Annotated in this window: 20 protein-coding genes; 6 read left to right on the top strand and 14 right to left on the bottom strand. The window is 64.4% G+C overall.

Annotated elements, in window-relative coordinates:
• Positions 1 to 30: 30 nt before the first annotated feature.
• Positions 31 to 534 carry a Fur family transcriptional regulator gene (locus AC5ZGW_RS19445; RefSeq protein ID WP_130225391.1) on the bottom strand — a complete coding sequence of 168 codons (504 nt, stop codon included), beginning with the start codon at positions 532 to 534 and terminating at the stop codon, positions 31 to 33.
• 153 nt (positions 535 to 687) lie between these two features.
• Here AC5ZGW_RS19445 and AC5ZGW_RS19440 point away from each other — a divergent pair, with 153 nt between their 5' ends.
• The 4 genes from AC5ZGW_RS19440 (at position 688) to AC5ZGW_RS19425 (ending at position 5267) form a co-directional block, all read left to right on the top strand.
• Positions 688 to 1167, top strand: a complete 480-nt coding sequence (locus tag AC5ZGW_RS19440; RefSeq protein WP_207231001.1) for a MarR family winged helix-turn-helix transcriptional regulator — start codon at positions 688 to 690, stop codon at positions 1165 to 1167.
• Complete coding sequence (locus tag AC5ZGW_RS19435) at positions 1160 to 2320, top strand: HlyD family secretion protein (protein WP_130225377.1); 1161 nt, start codon at positions 1160 to 1162, stop codon at positions 2318 to 2320. The genes AC5ZGW_RS19440 and AC5ZGW_RS19435 overlap by 8 nt, the downstream gene beginning before the upstream one ends.
• A 222-nt stretch (positions 2321 to 2542) precedes the next feature.
• Positions 2543 to 4108 carry an MDR family MFS transporter gene (locus AC5ZGW_RS19430; protein WP_130225376.1) on the top strand — a complete coding sequence of 522 codons (1566 nt, stop codon included), beginning with the start codon at positions 2543 to 2545 and terminating at the stop codon, positions 4106 to 4108.
• Positions 4109 to 4205: 97 nt separating this feature from the next.
• The gene (locus tag AC5ZGW_RS19425; protein ID WP_130225375.1) at positions 4206 to 5267 is read left to right on the top strand and encodes an SDR family oxidoreductase; all 1062 of its coding nucleotides are present in this window, start codon (positions 4206 to 4208) and stop codon (positions 5265 to 5267) included.
• A gap of 6 nt (positions 5268 to 5273) precedes the next feature.
• Here the strand turns inward: AC5ZGW_RS19425 and AC5ZGW_RS19420 are convergent, their stop codons facing one another.
• From AC5ZGW_RS19420 to AC5ZGW_RS19375, 10 genes are all read right to left on the bottom strand, one after another.
• On the bottom strand, positions 5274 to 5738 hold the full coding sequence (locus AC5ZGW_RS19420) for an SRPBCC domain-containing protein (RefSeq protein WP_130225374.1): 465 nt from the start codon (positions 5736 to 5738) through the stop codon (positions 5274 to 5276).
• 10 nt (positions 5739 to 5748) lie between these two features.
• Positions 5749 to 6072 carry an ArsR/SmtB family transcription factor gene (locus AC5ZGW_RS19415; protein ID WP_130225373.1) on the bottom strand — a complete coding sequence of 108 codons (324 nt, stop codon included), beginning with the start codon at positions 6070 to 6072 and terminating at the stop codon, positions 5749 to 5751.
• 175 nt (positions 6073 to 6247) lie between these two features.
• Complete coding sequence (locus tag AC5ZGW_RS19410) at positions 6248 to 6967, bottom strand: HAD family hydrolase (protein ID WP_130225372.1); 720 nt, start codon at positions 6965 to 6967, stop codon at positions 6248 to 6250.
• On the bottom strand, positions 6964 to 7887 hold the full coding sequence (gene cbbX / locus AC5ZGW_RS19405) for a CbbX protein (RefSeq protein WP_130225371.1): 924 nt from the start codon (positions 7885 to 7887) through the stop codon (positions 6964 to 6966). Before cbbX ends, AC5ZGW_RS19410 begins: the two co-directional genes overlap by 4 nt.
• A 109-nt stretch (positions 7888 to 7996) precedes the next feature.
• A complete protein-coding gene (locus AC5ZGW_RS19400; protein WP_130225370.1) occupies positions 7997 to 8422 on the bottom strand; it encodes a ribulose bisphosphate carboxylase small subunit in 426 nt (141 codons plus the stop codon).
• A 12-nt stretch (positions 8423 to 8434) separates the two neighbouring features.
• Positions 8435 to 9895: a form I ribulose bisphosphate carboxylase large subunit gene (locus AC5ZGW_RS19395; protein WP_130225369.1), complete on the bottom strand. Its 1461-nt coding sequence runs from the start codon at positions 9893 to 9895 to the stop codon at positions 8435 to 8437.
• A gap of 32 nt (positions 9896 to 9927) precedes the next feature.
• Positions 9928 to 11010, bottom strand: a complete 1083-nt coding sequence (fba, locus tag AC5ZGW_RS19390) for a class II fructose-bisphosphate aldolase (RefSeq protein ID WP_130225368.1) — start codon at positions 11008 to 11010, stop codon at positions 9928 to 9930.
• Between the two features lie 2 nt (positions 11011 to 11012).
• A complete protein-coding gene (tkt, locus tag AC5ZGW_RS19385) occupies positions 11013 to 13037 on the bottom strand; it encodes a transketolase (protein WP_496113946.1) in 2025 nt (674 codons plus the stop codon).
• Complete coding sequence (locus AC5ZGW_RS19380; RefSeq protein WP_130225367.1) at positions 13034 to 13909, bottom strand: phosphoribulokinase; 876 nt, start codon at positions 13907 to 13909, stop codon at positions 13034 to 13036. The genes tkt and AC5ZGW_RS19380 overlap by 4 nt, the downstream gene beginning before the upstream one ends.
• Positions 13910 to 13920: 11 nt before the next feature.
• Entirely contained in the window at positions 13921 to 14958 is a 1038-nt protein-coding gene (locus AC5ZGW_RS19375) for a class 1 fructose-bisphosphatase (RefSeq protein WP_456641493.1), read from the bottom strand.
• 154 nt (positions 14959 to 15112) lie between these two features.
• Here AC5ZGW_RS19375 and AC5ZGW_RS19370 point away from each other — a divergent pair, with 154 nt between their 5' ends.
• Complete coding sequence (locus AC5ZGW_RS19370) at positions 15113 to 16039, top strand: LysR family transcriptional regulator (protein WP_130225366.1); 927 nt, start codon at positions 15113 to 15115, stop codon at positions 16037 to 16039.
• Positions 16040 to 16168: 129 nt separating this feature from the next.
• Here AC5ZGW_RS19370 and pcaG read toward each other — a convergent pair whose 3' ends face one another.
• The 3 genes from pcaG to pcaF form a co-directional block, all read right to left on the bottom strand.
• Entirely contained in the window at positions 16169 to 16774 is a 606-nt protein-coding gene (pcaG, locus tag AC5ZGW_RS19365) for a protocatechuate 3,4-dioxygenase subunit alpha (RefSeq protein ID WP_130225365.1), read from the bottom strand.
• A complete protein-coding gene (gene pcaH, locus AC5ZGW_RS19360) occupies positions 16771 to 17475 on the bottom strand; it encodes a protocatechuate 3,4-dioxygenase subunit beta (RefSeq protein WP_130225364.1) in 705 nt (234 codons plus the stop codon). Before pcaH ends, pcaG begins: the two co-directional genes overlap by 4 nt.
• 232 nt (positions 17476 to 17707) lie before the next feature.
• Positions 17708 to 18916 carry a 3-oxoadipyl-CoA thiolase gene (pcaF, locus tag AC5ZGW_RS19355; RefSeq protein WP_028167987.1) on the bottom strand — a complete coding sequence of 403 codons (1209 nt, stop codon included), beginning with the start codon at positions 18914 to 18916 and terminating at the stop codon, positions 17708 to 17710.
• A 209-nt stretch (positions 18917 to 19125) separates the two neighbouring features.
• On the opposite strand from pcaF, the gene mutS reads away from it, so the two are divergent.
• Positions 19126 to 21855, top strand: a complete 2730-nt coding sequence (mutS, locus tag AC5ZGW_RS19350; RefSeq protein WP_130225389.1) for a DNA mismatch repair protein MutS — start codon at positions 19126 to 19128, stop codon at positions 21853 to 21855.
• The last annotated feature ends 16 nt before the right edge of the window (positions 21856 to 21871 follow it).

Raw genomic sequence — 21871 nt, 5'->3', positions numbered from 1 at the left:
TCCACTTTTCCGGATCATGCTCAAATTCAATCAGACAACGGCCCTGGTTTCTTTCTGGCAATGCGCGCAAGTGCCGGCGATCTCGACCACCGACAACTTCGGCGCAAAGCCCGCGGCGCGCGCTGCGGCCTTCAGGCTCTGGGCCACCGGCGCCGCCGGGATTTCGCCGACTGCGCCGCAGCGATCGCAGATCAAAAACGCCACCATCGAAGTCTCGTCGTGATCATGCGCGCAGGCCAGAAACGCGTTCCGGCTTTCGATGCGGTGAACGAGGCCGTTCTCCATCAGGAAATCGAGCGCGCGGTAGACGGTGATCGGCGCCGGGCGCGGCATCGACTTGGCGAGCTCGTCGATCACCTCATAGGCGCCGAGCGGCCGGTGGCTGGACAATAGCGCCCCGAGCACCTGACGGCGGATCGGCGTGAACTTCTGCGCCCGCCGCGCGCAAACCTCCTCGGCATGCGCGATCCCTTCCGCAGTGCAGCGGCCGTGATCGTGGTCAGGTGCGGGAAATGTGGGTTTTGTCAACGTCATATGCACCATTTTAGCAGCCTGACCGGCGATCCCAAAGCCCCGGGGCTCGCCCCGTTCCCAGCCATGTTCTGGAAGCGGAGCTGCCTTCCGTTAACCGGACATGCGGAAATCATAAGCAAGCTTATTATAGCCAAAGCTTATGGAGGGTAGATTATGCCGGGGTCCGTCGACGCGAACTTCATGTTCACGCTCGGTGAATTGTTTCGCCTGATCCGCGTCTACGCCGACAAGGAGGCCGCGCGCTACGGAATCACCCGCGCGCAATGGGCGGTGCTGACCAAGGTCGAGCGCAGCGAGGGAATGAAGCAGACCGAGCTTGCCGAGTTGCTCGAGATGCAACCGATCACGCTGACCCGGCTGATCGACAAGCTCTGCGACAATGGCTGGATCGAGCGCCGCGGCGACGAGAATGACCGCAGAGTGAACCGCCTCTATCTGCGCAAGGCGGCGCGCCCGCTGCTCGCCAAGCTCGCCGGCCTTCGCTCCGAACTCACTGCAACCGCGCTGGAAGGCATCAGCCCCGCCGATGCCCACCGCCTGCTCGTCCAACTCGAATCTATCAAGGAAAACGTCCGCAATGCCATCCAAACCCCGGCCGGCGAATCTCCCAGAAAAGAGCAGCGCTATGGCTGATCCCGTACTGAAACTCGCGCCCGAGCAGAGGGACAATCCGGCTTCGTCCCCGGCGAAGACCGATCAGCCGCGCGGACTGGTGGCGGGCTTGCGACGCTATCGCCGATTCCTCCTCCTCGTCGTGTTGCCGCTGGTGGTGCTGGTCGGCGGCGTCGTCTTCTATCTCAACGGCGGCCGCTATGTGTCGACCGACGACGCCTATGTCGGCGCACAGAAGGTGCTGATCACCCCCGACATCTCCGGCAAGATCGAGAAGGTCGTGGTCAAGGAAGGCCAGCAGGTCAAGGAAGGCGACGTGCTGTTCGAGATCGACCCGGTGCCGTTCCGCCTCGCGGTCGACCAGGCCAAGGGGGCGCTCGATCAGGCACGCACGAACTATGACAACCTGGTCGCCAATATCAAAATCTACGGCCAGATGCTCGATCTGGCACAACGGGGGGTCGACCTGAAGCAGCGGGACGTCGACCGCAAGCAGTCGCTGGTGAAAAGCAATTTCGGTTCGCAGCTCGACCTCGACAACGCCGCGACGTCGCTGGTGACCGCGAGCGCGCAGGCCGAGTTCATCAAGCAGCAGATCTCCAGTTCCAAGGCGCAACTGCTCGGCGATCCCGACCTGCCGCTGGAGCAATTCCCACCTTATGCGCAGGCCAAGGCCAAGCTCGATGAGGCCCAGCGCAACCTCGACCACACCGTGATGCGCGCGCCGATGGCAGGCACCGCCACTCAGGTCGAGCAGATCCAGCTCGGCCGCTTCATCGCCGCCGGCACGCCGGTGTTCTCCATCATCGACGTGGCGAACCCCTGGGTCGACGCCAACCCGAAGGAATCAGACTTCACCTATGTCGCGGTCGGCCAGCCGGTCGACCTCGAGGTCGACGCGTTCCCGAACCATTTGTTCAAGGGCACGGTCGGCTCGCTCTCGCCCGGCACCGGCGCGCAATTCGCGATCCTGCCGCCGCAGAACGCGACCGGCAACTTCGTCAAGGTGGTGCAGCGCGTGCCGGTCAGGATCTATTTCGACAAGAACGACAAGATGGTGCGCAAATTGAAGGCGGGCATGAGCGTCTACGCCACCATCGACACCAATCATCGCCGCACGCTGTCCGGCCTGCTCGGCCTGTCCTCGGCCGCAGCGACCCACGAGCAGGACTAGGTCTAATGAAATCAGATCGAGTTGGTGCGGCATCGGAACTCGCCACCTCTCCTATCGGGAGAGGTCGGGTCGCATCGCAAGATGCGATCCGGGTGGGGGGTTACGCTCTCTCGTGGGACCTGATCCCCCTCACCCGCCCCTTCGGCGCGACCTCTCGCCGGCGGGGAGAGGTGGTGCCCGCGGCCCGACCGATTCAACCAACCAGCACAGGCGATAGAACAGATGTCGACGGCGGCCCCCTCGCTCATCATGGTGCCCGGACTGCGCCGGAACATGGTGACGGTCTGCGCGATGACAGCGACCGTCATGCAGGCGCTGGACACCACCATCGCCAATGTCGCGCTGCCCTATATGCAGGGCACGCTGTCGGCATCGCAGGACCAGATCAACTGGGTGCTCACGTCCTACATCGTGGCGGCCGCGATCATGACCGCGCCGGTGGGATGGATCGCCAACCGGTTCGGCCGAAAGCGCATCTTCATCATCTGCTCCGCCGGCTTCACCGTGGCTTCCGTGCTGTGCGGCCTGGCGCAGGACATCAGCCAGATGGTGCTGTTCCGCCTGCTGCAGGGCGTGTTCGGCGCAGCGCTGGTGCCGCTGTCGCAAGCCGTGATGCTCGACTCCTACGCGCTGCACGAACGCGCCAAGGCGATGTCGATCTGGGGCATGGGCGTGATGATGGGGCCGATCATGGGACCCTCGCTCGGCGCCTGGCTGACCGAGACCTATTCCTGGCACTGGGTGTTCTTCGTCAACCTGCCCTTCGGGGCCATCACCGTGCTCGGCCTCATCATCTTCATGGACGAGACCAAGCAGAACCTGGAACTGCGCTTCGACTGGTTCGGCTTCGGCGCGCTCGCGGTCGCGATCGGCTCGCTGCAGCTTGCGCTCGACCGCGGCGAGCAGCTCGGCTGGCTCGAATCCAACGAGATCATCGCCGAGTTCATCATCAGCGGCATCGGTTTCTATTACTTCTTCGCCCATTCGTTCACGACGTCGAAGCCGTTCATCCGGTTCGAGCTGTTCAAGGACAGGAATTTCGTCGGCGGCTGCGTGTTCATGACCGTGATGGGGCTTGTGCTCTACTCGACCATGGCGCTGTCCTCGCCTTACCTGCAGAACGTGATCGGCTATCCCATCATCACCGCCGGTGTGCTGCTGGCGAGCCGCGGCTGCGGCACCTTCGTCGCGATGATGCTGGTCGGACGCATGATGCGCTTCATCGAGGCGCGCACGCTGATCATCTCCGGCCTGGCACTGACCGCCGCGTCGCTGTTCGTGATGACCGGCTGGACCGACCAGACCAGCGCAACCGAGATCGTGGTCGTGAGCATCGTCCAGGGTTTCGGCTTCGGACTGGTGTTCGTACCGCTCTCGACCGTGGCGTTCCTGAGCTTGCCCAATCACCTGCGCACTGACGGCACCTCGATGCTGACGCTGCTGCGCAACGTCGCCAGCTCGATCGGCATCTCCATCGTGATCGCGCAGCTCACGGAAGGCTCGCGGCGCATCTACGCGACGCTGTCCGAGCACATCACCCCCTTCAACCATGCACTGCAGATGCCCAATGTCAGTGGCATGATCAATCTCAACACCGACACCGGCCGCGCGATGGCGGATAAGATCGTCGCGGTGCAGGCGCAGATCATCGCGTTCGCCCACGACTACCAGCTCGTGATGGTGTTCATCCTGGCCTCGATCCCGCTTGCGATCATGATCGGTTCGACCAAGGCGGCGCTGCGGTCGCAGTCGCAGGCATCCTCGGACCATGCGGCGGTGATGGAGTAGTCGAGGCTCGCTCACGAAAGAGTTATTCCCGGCGCGGCCGCCCTGGTTGATGCGTCGACCAATCCTATCTCCCACCGATATCACTGGAGGTTGGAACATGGCGGGTTCAGCGCTGGTCGTGGGCGCAAGCGGTATCGTCGGCAATAATCTGGTCCGGCACCTGCGTCAGCAGGAGTGGCAGATCTACGCGCTGGCGCGCCGGCCACCAGCCAACATCGGCCTGCAGCCGGTGGCGGCGGACCTGCTGGACCCCGCATCGGTTCGCAAGGCGCTACAGGATCTGAGACCGACGGACGTGTTCATCAGCACGTGGTTGCGCCAGAACACCGAGGCCGAGAATATCAGGGTCAATTCTGCGATGGTGCGCAACCTGCTCGACGCGTTGTCGCCTGCAGGCTCGGTCAGGCATGTCGCGCTCGTGACCGGGCTGAAGCACTATCTTGGTCCGTTCGAAAATTACGGCAAGGGCAAGCTGCCCGCCACGCCGTTTCGGGAAGACCAGCCCCGGCTCGAGATCGAGAATTTCTACTACGCCCAGGAAGACGAAGTGTTCGCGGCGGCTGGTCGCGACGGCTTTGGCTGGAGCATCCATCGGCCGCACACCATCATCGGCTATGCCGTGGGCAACGCGATGAACATGGGCGTGACGCTCGCGGTCTACGCCACCATCTGCCGCGAGACCGGACGTCCGTTCCTGTTTCCGGGCTCCGCGACGCAGTGGAATGGTCTTACCGATATGACGGATGCGCGGCTGCTCGCACGCCATCTGGAATGGGCGGCGACAACGCCGGCCGCCCGCAATCAGGCGTTCAATGTCGTCAATGGCGACGTGTTTCGCTGGAGCTGGATGTGGCAGCGGCTGGCCGACTGGTTTGGACTAAAGCCGGCGTCATTTCAGGGCGAAGGAATTCCGCTGGAGCGACAATTGGCCGATGCGGGCCCGATCTGGTCCGACATCGCCAGAAAATATCGGCTGGCCGAGCCCGATCTCGGCGTGCTCACCTCGGCCTGGCATACCGACGCCGACCTCGGTCGCCCGATCGAGGTCGTTACCGATATGAGCAAGAGCCGCAAGCTCGGCTTTCTCGATTACCAAACAACCGATGATAGCTTCTTCGATCTGTTCGCGCGTTTACGCGACGAGCGTCTCATCCCGTAAGACCGGCTACGCAAGCGCATCGAGCCGGGAGTAGCTGTCTTCCATTCCGTGCTCCATGCCGGCCGCCAGCATCGCCTCCCGCGTCGCTGCATCCGGCAGCGTCATTCGCATCGTCATCAAGGTGCCGCTGCCGTCGGGCGCGAAAATGGTCTCGACGTGATTGTCCGGCGTCGGGTCCGGCAGATGCATGCGCTCGACGTGGACGATGCGGCTGAACGGCGCGAGCTCCAGATATTCGCCGGTCAGATAGAACCCGCCGCCTTCGCCATTGCTCCACTCGTAGCGGATCTTGCCGCCAGGACGGGCTTCGCTGATGCAGACCGGCATGGTCCAGCCCGGCGGACCGAGCAGCCATTTCTGCAAGAGTTCCGGCTCGGTATGGGCGCGATAGACGGCTTCTGGCGGCGCGGCGAAGCGGCGGGTGACGATGACATATCGATCGCCTTCGGTCTTCAGCGTCAGTCTGGTCATGGGAAGCCTTTCACTTCTCGGTTTTCATATCGGCCAGAACCTGGTCGAGCCGGTCGTAATTCGCGTTCAGGGCTTGCCGTAGCATCGAAAGCCACTGGTCGATCTCGGCCACGGCGGTCGGCGCGAGCCGGCACGGTCGCTTGGTGCCTTCAACGCGGCGAATGATCAGGCCCGCGCTTTCCAGCACCTTGAGATGGCGGGAGATGGCGGGCTGCGTCAGCTCGAACGGCTCGACCAGTTCCATGACGGTCGCTTCGCCCAGCGCAAGGCGAGCCAGGATGGCCCGGCGGGTCGGGTCGGCGAGCGCTGAAAAGGCGGCGTCGAGGTTTGGCATATCAAGCATCCATTATATAACTATATTATTATATAACCGAATGCTGATAGTCAAGGGCCGTGGCCCGGGTGGAGCGAAGCGCAACCCGGGACATCTGGATCAACGTTTGTGAGCGGCCCCGGGTTACGCTGGCGCTCCACCCGGGCTACGGCGCTCCAGCTGGCACGCGGCAGCGTCAGCCGGCGATCTCGGTGAGTTCATCGACGGCGAGCAGCGCTTCCGAGCAATCATCGTCGCGGAAGTAGGCGCTGCGGGTGAACAGCACGGGAATGCCGGCGCGCGAGGCCGCGATTAATCCGTTGCGCGAGTCCTCGATGGCTATGCAGCGGGAAGCAGGGAGCGACAGTCGCGCCAGCATCATGAGATAGACGTCGGGTGCCGGCTTCTTCTCGGGCACATCGTCACCCGCGACGATCGCCTCGAACCACTCGGCCCAATCCTCGCCCAGCGCCACCAACAATAGCGCATCGATATTGGCACGCGAGGTCGTCGTCGCGATCGCCAGCCGCTGGCTGCGCCGTCGTGCCTTTCGCAGCAAAGCCTCCACGCCCGGCCGCAACGGGCAGCCGCCCGTTGCGATCAGTTCGGCATAACGCGCGGTCTTGATCTGGTGCAGCTCCGCGATCTCGCGCGTCGACAGCAGCGGCATGGTTCGCTTGCGCATGGCAAATGCGCGGATCCGCTCCTTGCCTCCGGCGACGCGCAGCAACTGTCCGTAGGTGGCTTGGTCCCAGTACCAGTTGAGGCCTGCGCGCGAGAACGCCTCGTTGAAGGCGCGGCGGTGCACCTCCTCGGTCTCGGCCATTGTGCCGTCGACGTCAAAGATCAGTGCGCGGGCGCGGGCAAGGAGGTCTCCGAAGGTCGCCGCCCGCACGGCTGTCAGCGTCTCGCTCATGTCTCCTTGTCCGTCGCGCCTTTCGAAAAGACCCGGCTCGCCAGCACATCGCCGGCCTCGATCGACATCACGTCGTCGGCCGTGAGCACCCGGTCGAGCCGGGAGACGATGCGGTTGGCCTGGCGGAGCCGGATGCGATCCAGCGCATTGCGGATCGAGCGCGCGTTGGAGAACAGCGGCTGAGTCTTGCGCACGGCGATGTAGCGGATGAAGGCATCGCGCGCCGCCGCTGAGAAGTGGTAGTTCTGCTGCTGCAACATCAACTCGGCGATCGCGAGCAACTCGGGGTCCGAATAGTCGGGGAAGTCGATGTGATGGGCGATGCGGGAACGAAAACCCGGATTGCTCTGGAAGAATTTTTCCATGCGGTCGCCATAGCCGGCGAGGATCACGACCAGATCCTCGCGCTGCTGCTCCATGATCTGCAACAGGATCTCGATCGCCTCCTGGCCGTAGTCGCGCTCATTGTCGGGGCGATAGAGGTAGTAGGCCTCGTCAATGAACAGCACGCCGCCCATCGCCTTCTTCAAGATCTCCTTCGTCTTTGGTGCGGTGTGGCCGATATATTGCCCGACCAGGTCGTCGCGAGTGACGCTGATGACGTGGCCGCGGCGCACGAAGCCGAGCCGGTGCAGGATGCTGGCCATCCGCATTGCTACCGTAGTCTTGCCGGTGCCAGGATTGCCGGTGAAGGACATATGCAGGGTCGGAAAGGTGGTGGCGAGCGCCATCTTCTGCCTGATGCGCTCCACCAGCAGCAGCGCTGCGATCTCGCGAATGCGCGTCTTCACTGGCGCCAGGCCGATCAACTCGGAATCGAGCTGGTCGAGCACGGCGCCGATGCCAAGGTCGGCGAATTCGCGGCGGAGATCGACGGCCTCCAGCGGGGCTTCGTCAGTCTGTGGCTGTGGTTGCGTCATCCTGCTCTCGTGTCGAAAAGCTCCGTCGCCGCAACCTGGCGACGACGGAGAAGTGCATCCGGACCAGGTCGGCCGAGGGAGCCACCCGCCTGGCTTGAACCGGACGCGGTTAACGGTCTGCGTAACGCTCGCCTTCAGGCCGCTCCGCCGCATAGGCATGCGTCGAATAGCGGAGGTTGCGACCGACGGATTCCTGCCGGTCGAGCCGGAAGCCGGGCTCGTTCGTGGGCCGATTGACGATGAAGGAGATGCGCACGGACTCCCATCCGTGGCTCGAATCGAAGCCGGAGATCCGGATATAGCGGTCGCCATACACGCGCCGGCATTCGCCGAGCTCCCGCATGATACCCGCGGCGTCGCGCAGATCGAACATCGGCAGGCCCCACATCTCCCAATAGGTGTTGCGGGGATGCGGATCGTCGGTGAATTCGATGTTAACAGCCCAGCCCCTGTCGAGGCAGTACTGCACCTGTGCCGTGATCTGCTCGTCGGTGAGATCGGGCAGGAAGGAGAAGCAGCCCTGGGTTATGCGCATGATGTACCCCTTTCAGACCGCGACGCTCGGCGTCGGAACGAAGTCCGGCGCATCGGTCGATTCATAGTTGAAGGTGACGTCCTTCCAGACCTCGAGCGCCTCGCGCAGCGGTGTGCAGCTTTGCGCCGCCTTGGCCAGGATCTCTGGACCTTCATGGACGTAGTCGCGCCCCTCGTTGCGGGCGAGGATCATCGCTTCCAGCGCGACGCGGTTGGCGGTGGCACCCGCCTGGATGCCCTGCGGGTGACCAATGGTGCCGCCGCCGAACTGCAGCACGACGTCCTCGCCCAGGAGGTCGAGCAGCTGATGCATCTGCCCGGCATGGATGCCGCCCGAGGCCACCGGCATCAGCTTGTTGAGGCTGGCCCAATTCTGGTCGAAGAACACGCCGTGCTCGAGCTGCATCGGATTGAAGTCTTCGCGGCAGATATCGTAGTAGCCGCGCGTGGTGTTCGGATCGCCCTCGAGCTTGCCGACCACAGTGCCGGCGTGAATATGATCCACGCCCGCGAGCCGCATCCATTTTGCGATGACGCGGAACGAGACGCCATGCGACCGTTGCCGGGTGTAGGTGGAATGGCCGGCGCGATGCAGATGCAGGATCATGTCGTTCTTGCGCGCCCATTTCGCCATCGACTGGATCGCGGTGTAGCCGATCACAAGATCGATCATGACGATGGTCGAGCCGAGTTCGCGGGCGAAATCGGCGCGCTCGTACATGTCCTCCATGGTCGCCGCGGTGACGTTGAGATAGGTGCCCTTGATCTCGCCGGTCGCGGCCTGCGCGCGGTTGACCGCCTCCATGCAGTAGAGGAAGCGCTCCCGCCAGTGCATGAAGGGCTGCGAGTTGATGTTTTCGTCGTCCTTGGTGAAATCGAGCCCACCCTTCAGCGCTTCGTAGACGACGCGGCCGTAGTTGCGGCCGGAGAGGCCGAGCTTCGGCTTCACAGTCGCGCCGAGCAAGGGACGCCCGAACTTGTCGAGCCGCTCGCGCTCGACCACGATGCCGGTCGCGGGGCCCTGGAACGTCTTCACATAGGCAACGGGAAGCCGCATGTCCTCGAGCCGCAGCGCCTTCAGCGGCTTGAAGCCGAAGACGTTGCCGATGATCGACGCGGTGAGATTCGCGATCGAGCCCGGCTCGAACAGATCGAGGTCATAGGCGATGTAGGCGAAATAGCTGCCTGGCGAACCCGGCACCGGATCGACGCGGTAGCATTTCGCGCGATATTTTTCCGCCGCCGTCAGACGATCGGTCCACACCACGGTCCAGGTCGCGGTCGAGGATTCGCCTGCTACCGCCGCGCAGGCTTCGGTCGGATCGACGCCGTCCTGCGGCGTGACGCGGAACAACGCGATGACGTCCGTGTCCTTGGGCTGGTAGTCGGGCTCCCAATAGCCCATGCGCTTGTATTCGAGCACACCGGATTTGTAGCGATCCTTGCCGCGCAGGGTCATCGACTGCATGTTCATATGGTCCTCCTGAAAACTTTCTGGCGTGCCCCTCACGCTGCTTCGGTCATCGCCCCAATTTGCGGATCGAGCGCGCCGGCGCGGTAGCGCCTCGCCATCTCGGACAGCGGAATCACCTTGATCTTCGCGGCATTGCCCGCCGTGCCGAACTGCTCGAAGCGGTCGCGGCAGAGGTCACGCAAAGCCTCCATCGCGGGTTTCAAGAATTTGCGGGGATCGAATTCGCTTTTCGATTGAGTCGCGACCTTGCGGAAGGCCGCGGCCATCGCGAGCCGGCAATCGGTATCGATATTGACCTTGCGGACGCCGTGCTTGATGCCGCGGACGATCTCCTCGACCGGCACGCCCCAGGTCTGCGGCATCTCGCCGCCGAACTGGTTGAACATGTCCTGCAATGGCTGCGGCACCGAGGACGAGCCGTGCATCACCAGATGCGTATTCGGCAGCCGCTGATGTATCTCCTCCACCACGCGCATCGCGAGGATGTCACCGTCGGGCCGCCGCGTGAACTTGTAGGCGCCATGCGAGGTGCCCATTGCGATCGCGAGCGCATCCACCTTGGTGGCGCGGACGAAATCGACCGCCTGGTCCGGATCGGTGAGGAGCTTGTCATGGCTGACCTTGCCCTCGACGCCATGGCCGTCCTCCTGCTCGCCGCCGCCATGCTCGAGCGAGCCGAGCACGCCGAGCTCGCCCTCGACGGAGGCGCCGACCCAATGCGCGATGTCGACGACGCGGCGGGTAATGTCAACGTTATAGTCATAATCGGCTGCCGTCTTGGCATCGGCCTTCAGCGAGCCGTCCATCATCACCGACGTGAAGCCATAGCGGATCGCGGTGGCGCAGGTGGATTCCTCGTTGCCATGATCGAGATGCAGGCACAGCGGCACGTCCGGATACATCTCCTCGAGCGCATCGATCATCTTCGACAGCATGATGTCACCCGTATAGGCGCGCGCGCCGCGTGAGGCCTGGATGATGACGGGCGCATCGCAGGCCGACGCCGCCTCCATGATCGCAAGGCCCTGCTCCATATTGTTGATGTTGAAAGCGGGCACGCCGTAGCCGCGCTCGGCGGCATGATCCAGCAGTTGCCTCAAGGTTATACGCGCCATGCTTATTTCCTTTCGCTTGCGTGCTGGATCACGCGCCTGGCCGCAGCCGCGACGGCGGCCGGCGTAATGCCGAACTCGCGGTAGAGCACATCAGCGGGCGCGGAGGCGCCGAAACCGTTCATGCCGACGAACTCGCCATCATCGCCAAGCCAGCGCGCCCAATCGCCCTCGATCGCGGCCTCGATGCCGACACGTGGCGCATCGCCCAGCACCTTGGCCTGGTAGTCGCGCGGCTGCTTCCGGAACAGATCGAAGCACGGGGCGGAAACGACGGCGGCACGGACATTCTCACTTCCGAGCAGCTTGGCCGCTTCGAGCGCGATCGAGACTTCTGAGCCGGTTGCAATCAGCGTGACGTCACGGCCTCCATCCGGCTCGATCGCCACATAGGCGCCAAGCGCGACGTGGTTGGTATCGGTAACATCGCGAAAAGCGGTCAGCGCCTGCCGCGACAGGCACAGGATCGACGGCGAGGTTTCGGCCTTCAGCGCGCAGTCCCAGGCTTCCGCGGTCTCGATCGGATCGGCGGGGCGAAACACCAGGAGATTGGGGATCGCACGGAGCGCGGCGAGATGCTCGACCGGCTGGTGCGTCGGACCGTCCTCGCCCAGTCCGATCGAATCGTGCGTCATGACGTGGATGACGCGGACGCCCATCAGCGCAGCGAGCCGGATCGCGGGGCGGCTATAGTCGGCGAATGCGAGGAATGTTCCGCCGTAGGGGACGAAGCCGCCGTGCAACGCGATGCCGTTCATCGCCGCCGCCATGGCGTGCTCGCGGACGCCGTAATGGATATAGCTGCCGTGCAGCCAGCCCGACCGCACTGGCACCTGTGATTTCGCCAGCGTGAGATTGGAGTGCGTCAGGTCGGCCGAGCCGCCGAGCAGGTTCGGCAGCGCTTCGGCGATCACATCGATCACCTGCTGCGACGCCTGCCGTGTCGCAAGCTTGGGACGCTCGGCCGCGAAACGCTCCTTCAGCTTCGCCATCGCCTCGGTATAGGCGCCGGGCAGCTTTTTGTTCAGCGCATCGTGGAACGGCGACCTGCCGCCGCCATTGCAGGCGCTCCGTGAACGCTCGATCCAGGCGCGGCGCGCCGCCCGGCCGCGTGCGCCGATCTCGCGCCATTCGGCAAGCACGGCTGGCGGAACTTCAAATGGCTCGTAGCGCCAATCGAGCGCTGCCCGCGTTTTGGCGACCTCGTCCGATCCGAGCGGTGCACCGTGAACCTTCTCGCTGCCTTCCCGGTTCGGCGCGCCGAAGCCGATCACGGTCTGGCAGGCGATCAGCGACGGCAGGTCACTCTTCCTGGCTTCATCGATCGCCCTCGCAACCGCTTGCGGATCATGGCCGTCGATCCGGCAGGCCGACCAGCCGGAGGCCCTGAAACGCGCGAGCTGATGGTCGGAACAGGACAGTGACGTCGCGCCGTCGATCGAGATCCGGTTGTCGTCGAACAGCACGATCAGCCGGTTCAACCGCAAATGCCCGGCGAGCGAGATCGCCTCGTGGCTGATGCCTTCCATCAGACAGCCATCGCCGGCGATGACATAGGTGAAGTGGTCGACGAGTTCGTCGCCGAACCGCGCATTCATCAATCGCTCGGCGAGCGCCATGCCGACGGCGGTCGCGATGCCCTGCCCGAGCGGGCCGGTCGTCGTCTCCACGCCGGGCGTGTGGCCATATTCGGGATGGCCTGGAGTCGCCGATCCCCACTGGCGGAAGGCCTTGAGCTGATCCAGCGTGACGCCTTCATAGCCGGTCAGATGCAGCAGCGCGTAGAGCAGCATCGAGCCATGGCCGGCCGAGAGCACGAAACGGTCGCGGTCGGGCCAGGCCGGATCATCGGGGTCGAATTTGAGGAAGCGCGAAAACAGCACGGTCGCAACACCGGCCATGCCCATCGGCATGCCGGGATGCCCGGACTTCGCCTTCTCCACGGCATCGATGGCGAGGAAGCGGATGGCGTTCGCCATCTCGGCATGGCTGACTTGGGTGCGGCTGGCCACAGACGCAAGTGCGGTCATATCGTTCGCCTCTTTCGTTCCATCAGTTGCAGAATCAGCGGGGTGAGGATGAGCTGCATCGCCAGGTCGAGTTTGGCGCCGTGGATCACGATCGAATTGGCGCGCGACATAAAGCTGTGCGGGATCATCGAGAGCAGATAGGGAAAATCGATGCCACGCGGATTCTTCAGCCGGATCACGACCATCGATTCGTCCGGCGTCGGGATCCAGCGCGCGATGAACGGGTTCGACGTGTCGACCGTCGGCACGCGCTGGAAGTTGATGTCGGTCTCGGTGAACTGCGGGCAGATGTAGTTCACATAATCAGGCATGCGCCGCAGGATGGTGTCGGTCACTGCCTCCGTGGAATAGCCGCGGTGGCTGCGATCGCGATGCAGCTTCTGGATCCATTCGAGATTGATGACGGGGACGACGCCGATCTTGAGGTCGGCATATTTGGCAACATTCACCTTCTCGGTGACGACGGCGCCATGCAGGCCCTCATAGAACAGCAGATCGGAACTCTCCGGCAACGACTCCCACTTGGTGAAAGTGCCGGGATCGCCGCCGTAGAGCCGCGCCTCCTGCTCGTCGTGCACATAGTGCCGCGTCGTCCCAGTGCCGGACTCGCTATAGTCGCGGAACAGTTTTTCGAGTTCCTCGAACAAATTGGTTTCGGGGCTGAAATGGCTGAAATGCTTGTTGCCGCGCTCGGCCTCCTCAACCATCTTGCTGCGCATCTCGGCGCGATCGTAACGGTGGAAGGCATCGCCTTCGACATAGGCGGCGCTGACATTCTCGCGCCGGAAGATGTTCTCGAAGGTCTTCCTGACCGATGTCGTTCCGGCGCCGGAAGAACCTGTGACCGATATGATGGGGTGACGCCGCGACATGCCGGCCTCCTTCAGCGAAACAGTCCGCGGCGCGCGAACAACGGCGCGTCGGCGTTTTCGAACAGCGGCTCGACGCCCTCGTGCATCATATCGATGTCGCGCACGGTGCGCGGCGATCCCATGATCAAGGGCACCCGCTGGTGCGGCGTCCGCGCCGAAAGTTCGAGAATGCGGGCGCGCCCGCTGGAGGCGGCGCCATCAGCCCATTCCATGATCAGCGCCACGGGATGGGCTTCGTAGAGCAGGCGCAGGCGGCCTTCGCGGTAGGCCGGGCGCGCATCGGCTGGATAGAGAAACACGCCGCCACGGACCAGGATGCGGTAGGCTTCCGCCACCAATGAGCCGATCCAGCGCATGTTGAAGTCGCGGCCGCGTTCGCCATTGGCGCCGGCGAGGCATTCGTCGATATAGCCGCGCACCGCGCCGCTCCAGTGCCGGCGATTGGAGGCGTTGATCGCGAACTCCGGCGTATCGGGCGGAATCCGGATACCGCGCCCGGTCAGCACGAATTCGCGCCGCGGCGGATACAGAGTGAAGACGTCGACGCGCTGGTCCAGCGCCAGCACCAGCACGGTCTGCGGGCCGTAGATGAAACAGCCGGCGGCAATCTGCGCGGTGCCGGGCTCGAAGAAGGTCGAGAGGATGTCGCGCGCCTTGGGCCGGATGGAAAAGATGGTGCCGACCGAGATGTTGTTCGCAAGGTTGGCCGAGCCGTCGAGCGGATCGATCGCGACACAGAGCGGCGCCTCGGCGTCGAGCGTCTCCGGCAGTTCCACTTCCTCCGAGAGCACGGCGGCCACCGGCGCTGTGCGCAGGGCGTCGCGCATCAGCCGATCTGCGACAACATCGATGTCCTTTTGGGTGTCGCCGGCCGGATTGACCGCACCGTCACGGCCGGTGATGCCGACCAGCGGGCCCGAGGCGATGACGCCTGCGAGTTCGACCGCGGCCGCGGCCAGCGCCTCGACCACCGCCACGGCTGCCGCGCGGACGGTGTCCTGACGCGCGGGGTCGTCGAGATAGGCCTGCAATGCAGGAAGATGATCCACGGCCGCTCTCCCGTTCACCGAGCCCTCTCGACGGGGCTTCGCTTGAAGCGGCTCCGGAGCGGAGTCGCTGTCGCCACTATCAACACGCGAATTGCAGAATTAGTGAAATTTTAATATCTTAAGTGTGGCCAAAGTATTTTTTATGGAGGTACTCATGCCGGGACGTTTCTCGCGCGACCTCACCATTCGTCAGCTGCGCGCGTTGACCGCCGTGCATGCGGCCGGCTCGATCACAGGCGCGGCCAACCGGCTCAACCTTACCCAGCCGGCGGTCACCCTGCAGCTTCGCAACCTGCAGGATCTTGCCGGCCTGCCCCTGATCCAGCGCACTGTTGAAGGCATGGCGTTGACGGATGCCGGCCGCACCGTTCTCGCGCTGGTCGAGCGTATCGAATCCGCGCTCGCCGACTGCGAGCAGTCGCTCGACATGATCGCGGGCAAGAACGGCGGGCGCGTCGCGATGGGCGCAGTCAGCACCGCCAAATATTTCGTGCCGTTCGCGATCGCGGCGTTCTCGCAACGCTTCCCGAAGATCGACGTGACGCTCAGAATCGGCAATCGCGAGGACATCCGCGATGCGCTACGCGGCTACGACCTCGATATCGCCGTGATGGGGCAGCCGCCAGCGGACATCGAGGTCGAGATGCGCCCGCTCGGCAGGCATCCGCACGTGATCATCGCCGCCGCCGATCACCGGCTCAATGGAAAGAAACGCGTCGCCGCGACTGATCTTGCCTTTGAGACCTTCATCACCCGCGAGCACGGCTCCGGCACGCGGCTGCTGATGGAGCAGTTCCTCCAGAAGCATCGGATCGAGCCCAAGGTCGGCATGGCCATGGACAGCAACGAGACCATCAAGCAGGCGGTGATGGCCGGGCTCGGCATCGCCTTCATCTCCCAGCACACCGTCTTCCACGAGTTGGAGGAAGGACGGCTGGTGGTGCTCGAGGTCGTGGGCCTGCCAGTGATGCGCCAATGGCACGCGATCCGCCGCGCCGACAAGATCCTGCTGCCGCCGGCGCAGGCGATGCTGGAGTTCCTCGGAAAGGAGGGATCGCGCTATTTGCCGAATGTGCGGTGAGGCCTGCCGCGCAACCGAGCCGTCATACGCGGGCTTGACCCGCGTATCCATCCATCTTCGCAAACGACTCATTGGAGATGGATGGCCGGGTCAAGCCCGGCCATGACGAGAGAATGCTGAGGCGTGACCTTAGACGTCGAAGAACACGGTCTCGTTGTCGCCCTGCAGGTGGATGTCGAGCACATAGGCCGGATTGGCAGCGCCCGCCTTGCGCTTGGCGATCAATGTCGCGCGGCGATCGGACGGCACCAGCGCCAGCACGGGGTCGGCGGCGTTGGCCGTCTCATCATCGAAATAGATCCGCGTGTAGAGATGCAGCAGCATGCCGCGCGCATACACCGCGAGCAGGATGTGCGGCGCCTGCGGCTTGCCGTCGGGGTCGGGCACTTGCCCCGGCTTGATGGTGTCGAAGGAATAGCCGCCCTTGGCATCGGTGCCGACGCGGCCAAATCCCTTGAATGAGCTGTTCGGCAGCGCGCGGGCATCCTGCGGATCGGAGAACCGGCCCTGTGCGTCGGCCTGCCAGATCTCCAGCATGCAGTCCGGCACCGGCACGCCGTCGCCGTCGAACACCGTGCCCTCGACGCGGATGCGCTCGCCGGAAACGTCAGGGGTGATCAGGTTGTTGGTGAAGGCGTCGTTCCACGCGTACTCGCCGTTCGGCGTCAGGCCGTATTTGAAATACGGGCCGACCGTCTGCGATGGTGTGATGCCGTCCGGCCGCTGCTCGCTCACTGTTTATTCTCCATCGGCGTCGCGTTCCTGCCGCGCAGGACAATGTTGAAGCGGTAGCACAGCGCCCATTCCGGCTGGGTGTTTTCGAGATCGAACGAGGAGATCATCCGCGCGCGCGCCTTCTCGTCCGTCACCGAGTTGAAGATCGGATCGAACGGAAACAAGGGATCGCCCGGGAAATACATCTGCGTCACCAGGCGCGAGATGAAGGCATGGCCGAACACCGAGAAATGGATGTGGGCCGGGCGCCAGGCGTTGTGGTGATTGCCCCACGGGTAGGCGCCGGGCTTGATGGTGACGAACCTGTAATAGCCGCTCGCATCGGTCTGCGCGCGGCCGGCGCCGGTGAAGTTCGGATCGAGCGGCGCCGGATGCTGGTCGACGACATGGACGTAGCGGCCGCAGGCATTGGCTTGCCACAACTCCACCAGCGCGTGGGGCACGCCGCGGCCGTCCTCGTCGAGCACATGGCCGTGCACGATGATGCGTTCGCCAAGCGGCTCGCCCTTGTGCTGAATGGTGAGGTCGTGATCGTTCTCGCGCACTGTTTCGTGGCCATAGACCGGACCGGTCAGTTCGGAGAGCGTTTGCCGGATCGGGATCAACGGCTTTTGCGGCGAGCGCTTGACCGTCGAGCGATAGCCCGGCGACAGCCGCGGCGGGTGCGCCGCGAGCGATTGCAGCGGATAGAGCAAGGTCATGATGATTTCCTCCCTGGCGCTCCTTGCCGGTGAGCCAGCCGTCAGATCATTATAAGATATAACTAATCCGGAAAAGCGCTGTTTTGCTTTTCCGTCCCTCGTCCCGTCATTGCGAGCGCAGCGAAGCAATCCATTTCGCCATTTGCCGAGGCATGGATTGCTTGGTCGCGGAGCCTGTCATCGGGCCCGCCAAAGGCGGGACCCGTTGGCTCCTCGCAATGACGGAGAGAGGTCAGTTCAACTTCTCGATCGCCGCTGCAACGCCCTGGCCGACGCCGACGCACATGGTTGCCAAGGCAAGCTTCCCGCCCCGCTTTTCCATGCCATGCACCGCTGTCAAGACGAGCCGCGCGCCGCTCATGCCAAGCGGATGGCCGAGCGCGATCGCGCCGCCATGCGGGTTCACGAAGTCGGCATCCTCCTTGACCCCGAGCTGGCGCAGGCAGGCTATGCCCTGCGAGGCGAAGGCCTCATTGAGTTCGATCAAATCGAAATCAGTGATCTTGAGGCCGAGCCGCTCCATCAATTTGCGCGTCGCCGGCACCGGGCCGATGCCCATGATGCGCGGCGGCACCGCGGCCGAGGCGAGCCCGAGGATGCGCGCCCGCGGCGTCAATCCGTGCTTCTTCACGGCGGCCTCGGAGGCAAGGATCATCGCGGCGGCGCCGTCATTGACGCCGGAGGCGTTGCCGGCCGTCACCGTGCCGGGGTTGCGCACTACCGGCTTCAGCTTGGCGAGGCCTTCCAGCGTCGTCTCCGGACGTGGATGCTCGTCCTTGTCAACGGTAATGGGGCCCGCCTTGCCACCCGGCGCGGAGACCGGGGTGATCTCCTCGGCGAAATAGCCGGCCGCGATTGCGGCACCGGCGCGCTGCTGCGAGCGGATCGCGAACGCATCCTGGTCGGCGCGCGAAACCTGGAATTCCTCGGCGACGTTCTCGCCGGTCTCCGGCATCGCATCGACGCCATACTGCGCTTTCATCAGGGGATTGATGAAGCGCCAGCCGATCGTGGTGTCGAAGATTTCGGCCGAGCGCGAGAACGCTTCCGCCGCCTTGCCCATCACGAATGGCGCCCGCGTCATCGATTCGACACCGCCAGCAATCGCGAAATCGATCTCGCCGGCGCGGATGGCGCGGCCGGCCGCGCCGACCGCGTCGAGACCGGAGGCGCAAAGCCGGTTCAGCGTCTGGCCGGGAACCGACTCAGGCATGCCCGCGAGCAGCAGCGCCATGCGCGCAACATTGCGGTTGTCCTCGCCGGCCTGGTTGGCGCAGCCGAAAAAGACCTCATCCACCTGCGACCAGTCTAGGTTCGGATGCTTGGCCATCAGCGCCTTGATCGGGGTGGCAGCGAGATCGTCGGTGCGCACCTTGGCGAGTGAGCCGCCGAAGCGGCCGATCGGGGTCCGGACGGCATCGCAGATATACACATCACGCATTGATTTCTCTCCCTGATTGCCGCGGACTTGCGCGCTAGGCTTGGATTGATGGCGAGTTTTAGGAGCGGGTTAGCAGGAGGTCAATTGAGGCGGACGCGTCCCTCGCCCGCGTTGAAATGAGGTCGGGGGCGTGGAGAGGGTGGAAAACCCAATATCGCGGGGCAAAGCGGTGGGACGGGAGAGCGAAATTTTGTAGTTTCCGCCCCCTCATGACCGTCCAGCAGCCCATTCCCGTTCCATCCGAGGCGACACCGAGTGCGGAAACGCCCGCGCGCATCACGCCGATGATGGAACAGTACCTCGAAATCAAGTCCGCCAATCAGGGCCTGCTCCTGTTCTATCGAATGGGCGATTTCTACGAACTGTTCTTCGAGGACGCCGAGATCGCTTCAAAGACACTCGGCATTGTCCTGACCAAGCGCGGCAAGCATCAGGGTATGGACATCCCGATGTGCGGGGTGCCGGTGGAACGCGCCGAGGATTACCTGCACCGATTGATCGCGGCGGGCCACCGCGTCGCCGTGTGCGAGCAGAGCGAGGATCCGGCAACGGCGCGCGCCCGCGGCAACAAGAGCGTGGTGAAGCGCGACGTGGTGCGGCTGGTGACGCCGGGCACGCTGACCGAGGACACGCTACTCGATGCCCGCACCAACAATTACCTGCTCGCGATCGCCCGCGCCCGCGGCTCGTCCGGCGGCGACCGCATCGGGCTGGCCTGGATCGATATCTCGACCTCGGAATTCATGGTGACGGAGTGCTCAATCGCCGAGCTTCCGGCGACACTGGCGCGCATCAATCCGAATGAAGCCATCGTCACCGACGCGCTCTACAGCGACGTCGAGTTCGGGCCAGTGTTGCGCGAATTGCCGGCGGTGACGCCGCTTACTCGTGACGTCTTCGACGGCGCCACCGCCGAGCGGCGGCTGTGCGACTATTTCGCGGTCGCGACCATGGACGGCCTCGCCGCGATGTCGCGATTGGAAGCAACGGCCGCCGCGGCCGCCGTCACCTATATCGACCGTACGCAGGTTGGCAAACGCCCGCCGCTGTCACCACCCGCGCGCGAGGCAGTCGGCACCACCATGGCGATCGACCCGGCGACGCGCGCCAATCTCGAATTGACACGCACCTTGGCCGGCGAACGCCGCGGCTCGCTGCTCGATGCGATCGATTGCACTGTGACCGCCGCCGGCTCACGCCTGCTGGCACAGCGGCTCGCGGCGCCGCTCACCGACAGCACTGCGATCACGCGGCGGCTCGATGCCATCTCGGCCTTCGTCGCCGATAGTGCGGCACGTGAGGATATCCGCAGCGTGCTGCGCGCGGCGCCGGACATGTCGCGCGCGTTGGCACGGCTGTCGGTCGGCCGCGGCGGCCCGCGCGATCTCGCTGGACTCCGCGACGGCATCCTGGCCGCCGATCAGGCCTTGGTGCGGCTGGCGCAGCTCGACCAGCCGCCGGCGGAAATCGTGGCCGTGATGGAGGCGCTGCGCCGTCCGTCGCGGGACTTGGCGCATGAGTTCGAGCGTGCGCTCGCCGAGCAATTGCCGCTGATCAAGCGCGACGGCGGTTTCGTCCGCGAAGGCTATGAGGCGGCGCTGGACGAGAGCCGCAACCTGCGCGACGCCTCGCGCCTCGTCGTCGCTTCGATGCAGGCGCGCTACGCCGAGGACACCGGCGTCAAGGCGCTCAAGATCCGCCATAACAACGTGCTCGGCTATTTCGTCGAGGTGACCGCGCAGCACGGCGACAAATTGATGACGCCGCCCTTGAACGCGACCTTCATCCATCGCCAGACGCTTGCCGGCCAGGTCCGCTTCACCACCTCCGAACTCGGCGAGATCGAAGCCAAGATCGCCAATGCCGGCGACCGCTCGCTCAATCTCGAGCTCGAGATCTTCGACCGGCTCTCCGCGATGGCACTCGCCGCAAGCGACGATCTGCGCGCCGCCGCGCTCGCCTTCGCACTGCTCGATGTCGCGACCGCGCTGGCAAAGCTCGCGGTCGACGAGAATTATGTGCGGCCCGAGGTCGATCATTCCCTGGGCTTTGCGATCGAAGGCGGCCGCCATCCGGTGGTCGAGCAGGCCTTGAAGCGCGACGGCCAGCCGTTCATCGCCAACGCCTGCGACCTGTCGCCAGGGCCGGCGCAGAAATCCGGACAGCTCTGGCTGCTCACCGGTCCGAACATGGCCGGCAAATCGACCTTCCTGCGCCAGAATGCGCTGATCGCGCTGCTCGCCCAGATCGGCAGCTATGTGCCGGCATCACGAGCGCGGATCGGCATCATCGATCGCCTGTTCTCCCGCGTCGGCGCGGCTGATGATCTCGCGCGCGGACGCTCGACCTTCATGGTCGAGATGGTCGAGACGGCGGCGATCCTCAACCAGGCCAGCGAGCGTTCGCTCGTGATCCTGGATGAGATCGGCCGCGGCACGGCCACCTTCGACGGTCTGTCGATCGCCTGGGCCGCGATCGAGCATCTGCACGAGAACAACCGCTGCCGTACGCTGTTCGCGACGCATTATCACGAGCTCACCGCGCTCTCGGCAAGACTGCCGCGGCTGTTCAACGCCACGGTGCGGGTGAAGGAATGGCAGGGCAATGTCGTGTTCCTGCATGAGGTGCTGCCGGGCTCGGCTGACCGCTCCTACGGCATCCAGGTGGCAAAGCTCGCAGGATTGCCGCCGGCCGTGATCAGCCGCGCAAAGTCCGTGCTGGCGAAACTGGAGGCGCAGGACCGCGGCCAGACCGCACGCGCTTTGGTCGACGACCTCCCGCTGTTCGCTGTCCCCTCCCGCGCCGCCGCCGAAGCCGCGCCGCCGAGCGAAGCGGAGCTGTTGGTGGAAGCCGTGAAGGCGCTGCACCCCGACGAGATGTCCCCGCGCGAGGCGCTGGAGGCGCTCTACGCGCTGAAGGCGAAACTGCCGAAGCAGTAGACACTGCCGTAGGGTG

It is taken from the genome of Bradyrhizobium sp. Crot121 (genome assembly GCF_059512385.1).
Note: the sequence above shows the minus strand (reverse complement) of the source record. Positions and strands in the feature narration are given on the sequence as shown.

What these genes read in the sequence shown, in the direction of transcription:
- AC5ZGW_RS19445 (WP_130225391.1), bottom strand. Translation starts at nt 534, where the DNA reads ATGACGTTGACAAAACCCACATTTCCCGCACCTGACCACGATCACGGC.
- AC5ZGW_RS19440 (WP_207231001.1), top strand. Translation starts at nt 688, where the DNA reads ATGCCGGGGTCCGTCGACGCGAACTTCATGTTCACGCTCGGTGAATTG.
- AC5ZGW_RS19435 (WP_130225377.1), top strand. Translation starts at nt 1,160, where the DNA reads ATGGCTGATCCCGTACTGAAACTCGCGCCCGAGCAGAGGGACAATCCG.
- AC5ZGW_RS19430 (WP_130225376.1), top strand. Translation starts at nt 2,543, where the DNA reads ATGTCGACGGCGGCCCCCTCGCTCATCATGGTGCCCGGACTGCGCCGG.
- AC5ZGW_RS19425 (WP_130225375.1), top strand. Translation starts at nt 4,206, where the DNA reads ATGGCGGGTTCAGCGCTGGTCGTGGGCGCAAGCGGTATCGTCGGCAAT.
- AC5ZGW_RS19420 (WP_130225374.1), bottom strand. Translation starts at nt 5,738, where the DNA reads ATGACCAGACTGACGCTGAAGACCGAAGGCGATCGATATGTCATCGTC.
- AC5ZGW_RS19415 (WP_130225373.1), bottom strand. Translation starts at nt 6,072, where the DNA reads ATGCCAAACCTCGACGCCGCCTTTTCAGCGCTCGCCGACCCGACCCGC.
- AC5ZGW_RS19410 (WP_130225372.1), bottom strand. Translation starts at nt 6,967, where the DNA reads ATGAGCGAGACGCTGACAGCCGTGCGGGCGGCGACCTTCGGAGACCTC.
- cbbX (WP_130225371.1), bottom strand. Translation starts at nt 7,887, where the DNA reads ATGACGCAACCACAGCCACAGACTGACGAAGCCCCGCTGGAGGCCGTC.
- AC5ZGW_RS19400 (WP_130225370.1), bottom strand. Translation starts at nt 8,422, where the DNA reads ATGCGCATAACCCAGGGCTGCTTCTCCTTCCTGCCCGATCTCACCGAC.
- AC5ZGW_RS19395 (WP_130225369.1), bottom strand. Translation starts at nt 9,895, where the DNA reads ATGAACATGCAGTCGATGACCCTGCGCGGCAAGGATCGCTACAAATCC.
- fba (WP_130225368.1), bottom strand. Translation starts at nt 11,010, where the DNA reads ATGGCGCGTATAACCTTGAGGCAACTGCTGGATCATGCCGCCGAGCGC.
- tkt (WP_496113946.1), bottom strand. Translation starts at nt 13,037, where the DNA reads ATGACCGCACTTGCGTCTGTGGCCAGCCGCACCCAAGTCAGCCATGCC.
- AC5ZGW_RS19380 (WP_130225367.1), bottom strand. Translation starts at nt 13,909, where the DNA reads ATGTCGCGGCGTCACCCCATCATATCGGTCACAGGTTCTTCCGGCGCC.
- AC5ZGW_RS19370 (WP_130225366.1), top strand. Translation starts at nt 15,113, where the DNA reads ATGCCGGGACGTTTCTCGCGCGACCTCACCATTCGTCAGCTGCGCGCG.
- pcaH (WP_130225364.1), bottom strand. Translation starts at nt 17,475, where the DNA reads ATGACCTTGCTCTATCCGCTGCAATCGCTCGCGGCGCACCCGCCGCGG.
- pcaF (WP_028167987.1), bottom strand. Translation starts at nt 18,916, where the DNA reads ATGCGTGATGTGTATATCTGCGATGCCGTCCGGACCCCGATCGGCCGC.
- mutS (WP_130225389.1), top strand. Translation starts at nt 19,126, where the DNA reads ATGACCGTCCAGCAGCCCATTCCCGTTCCATCCGAGGCGACACCGAGT.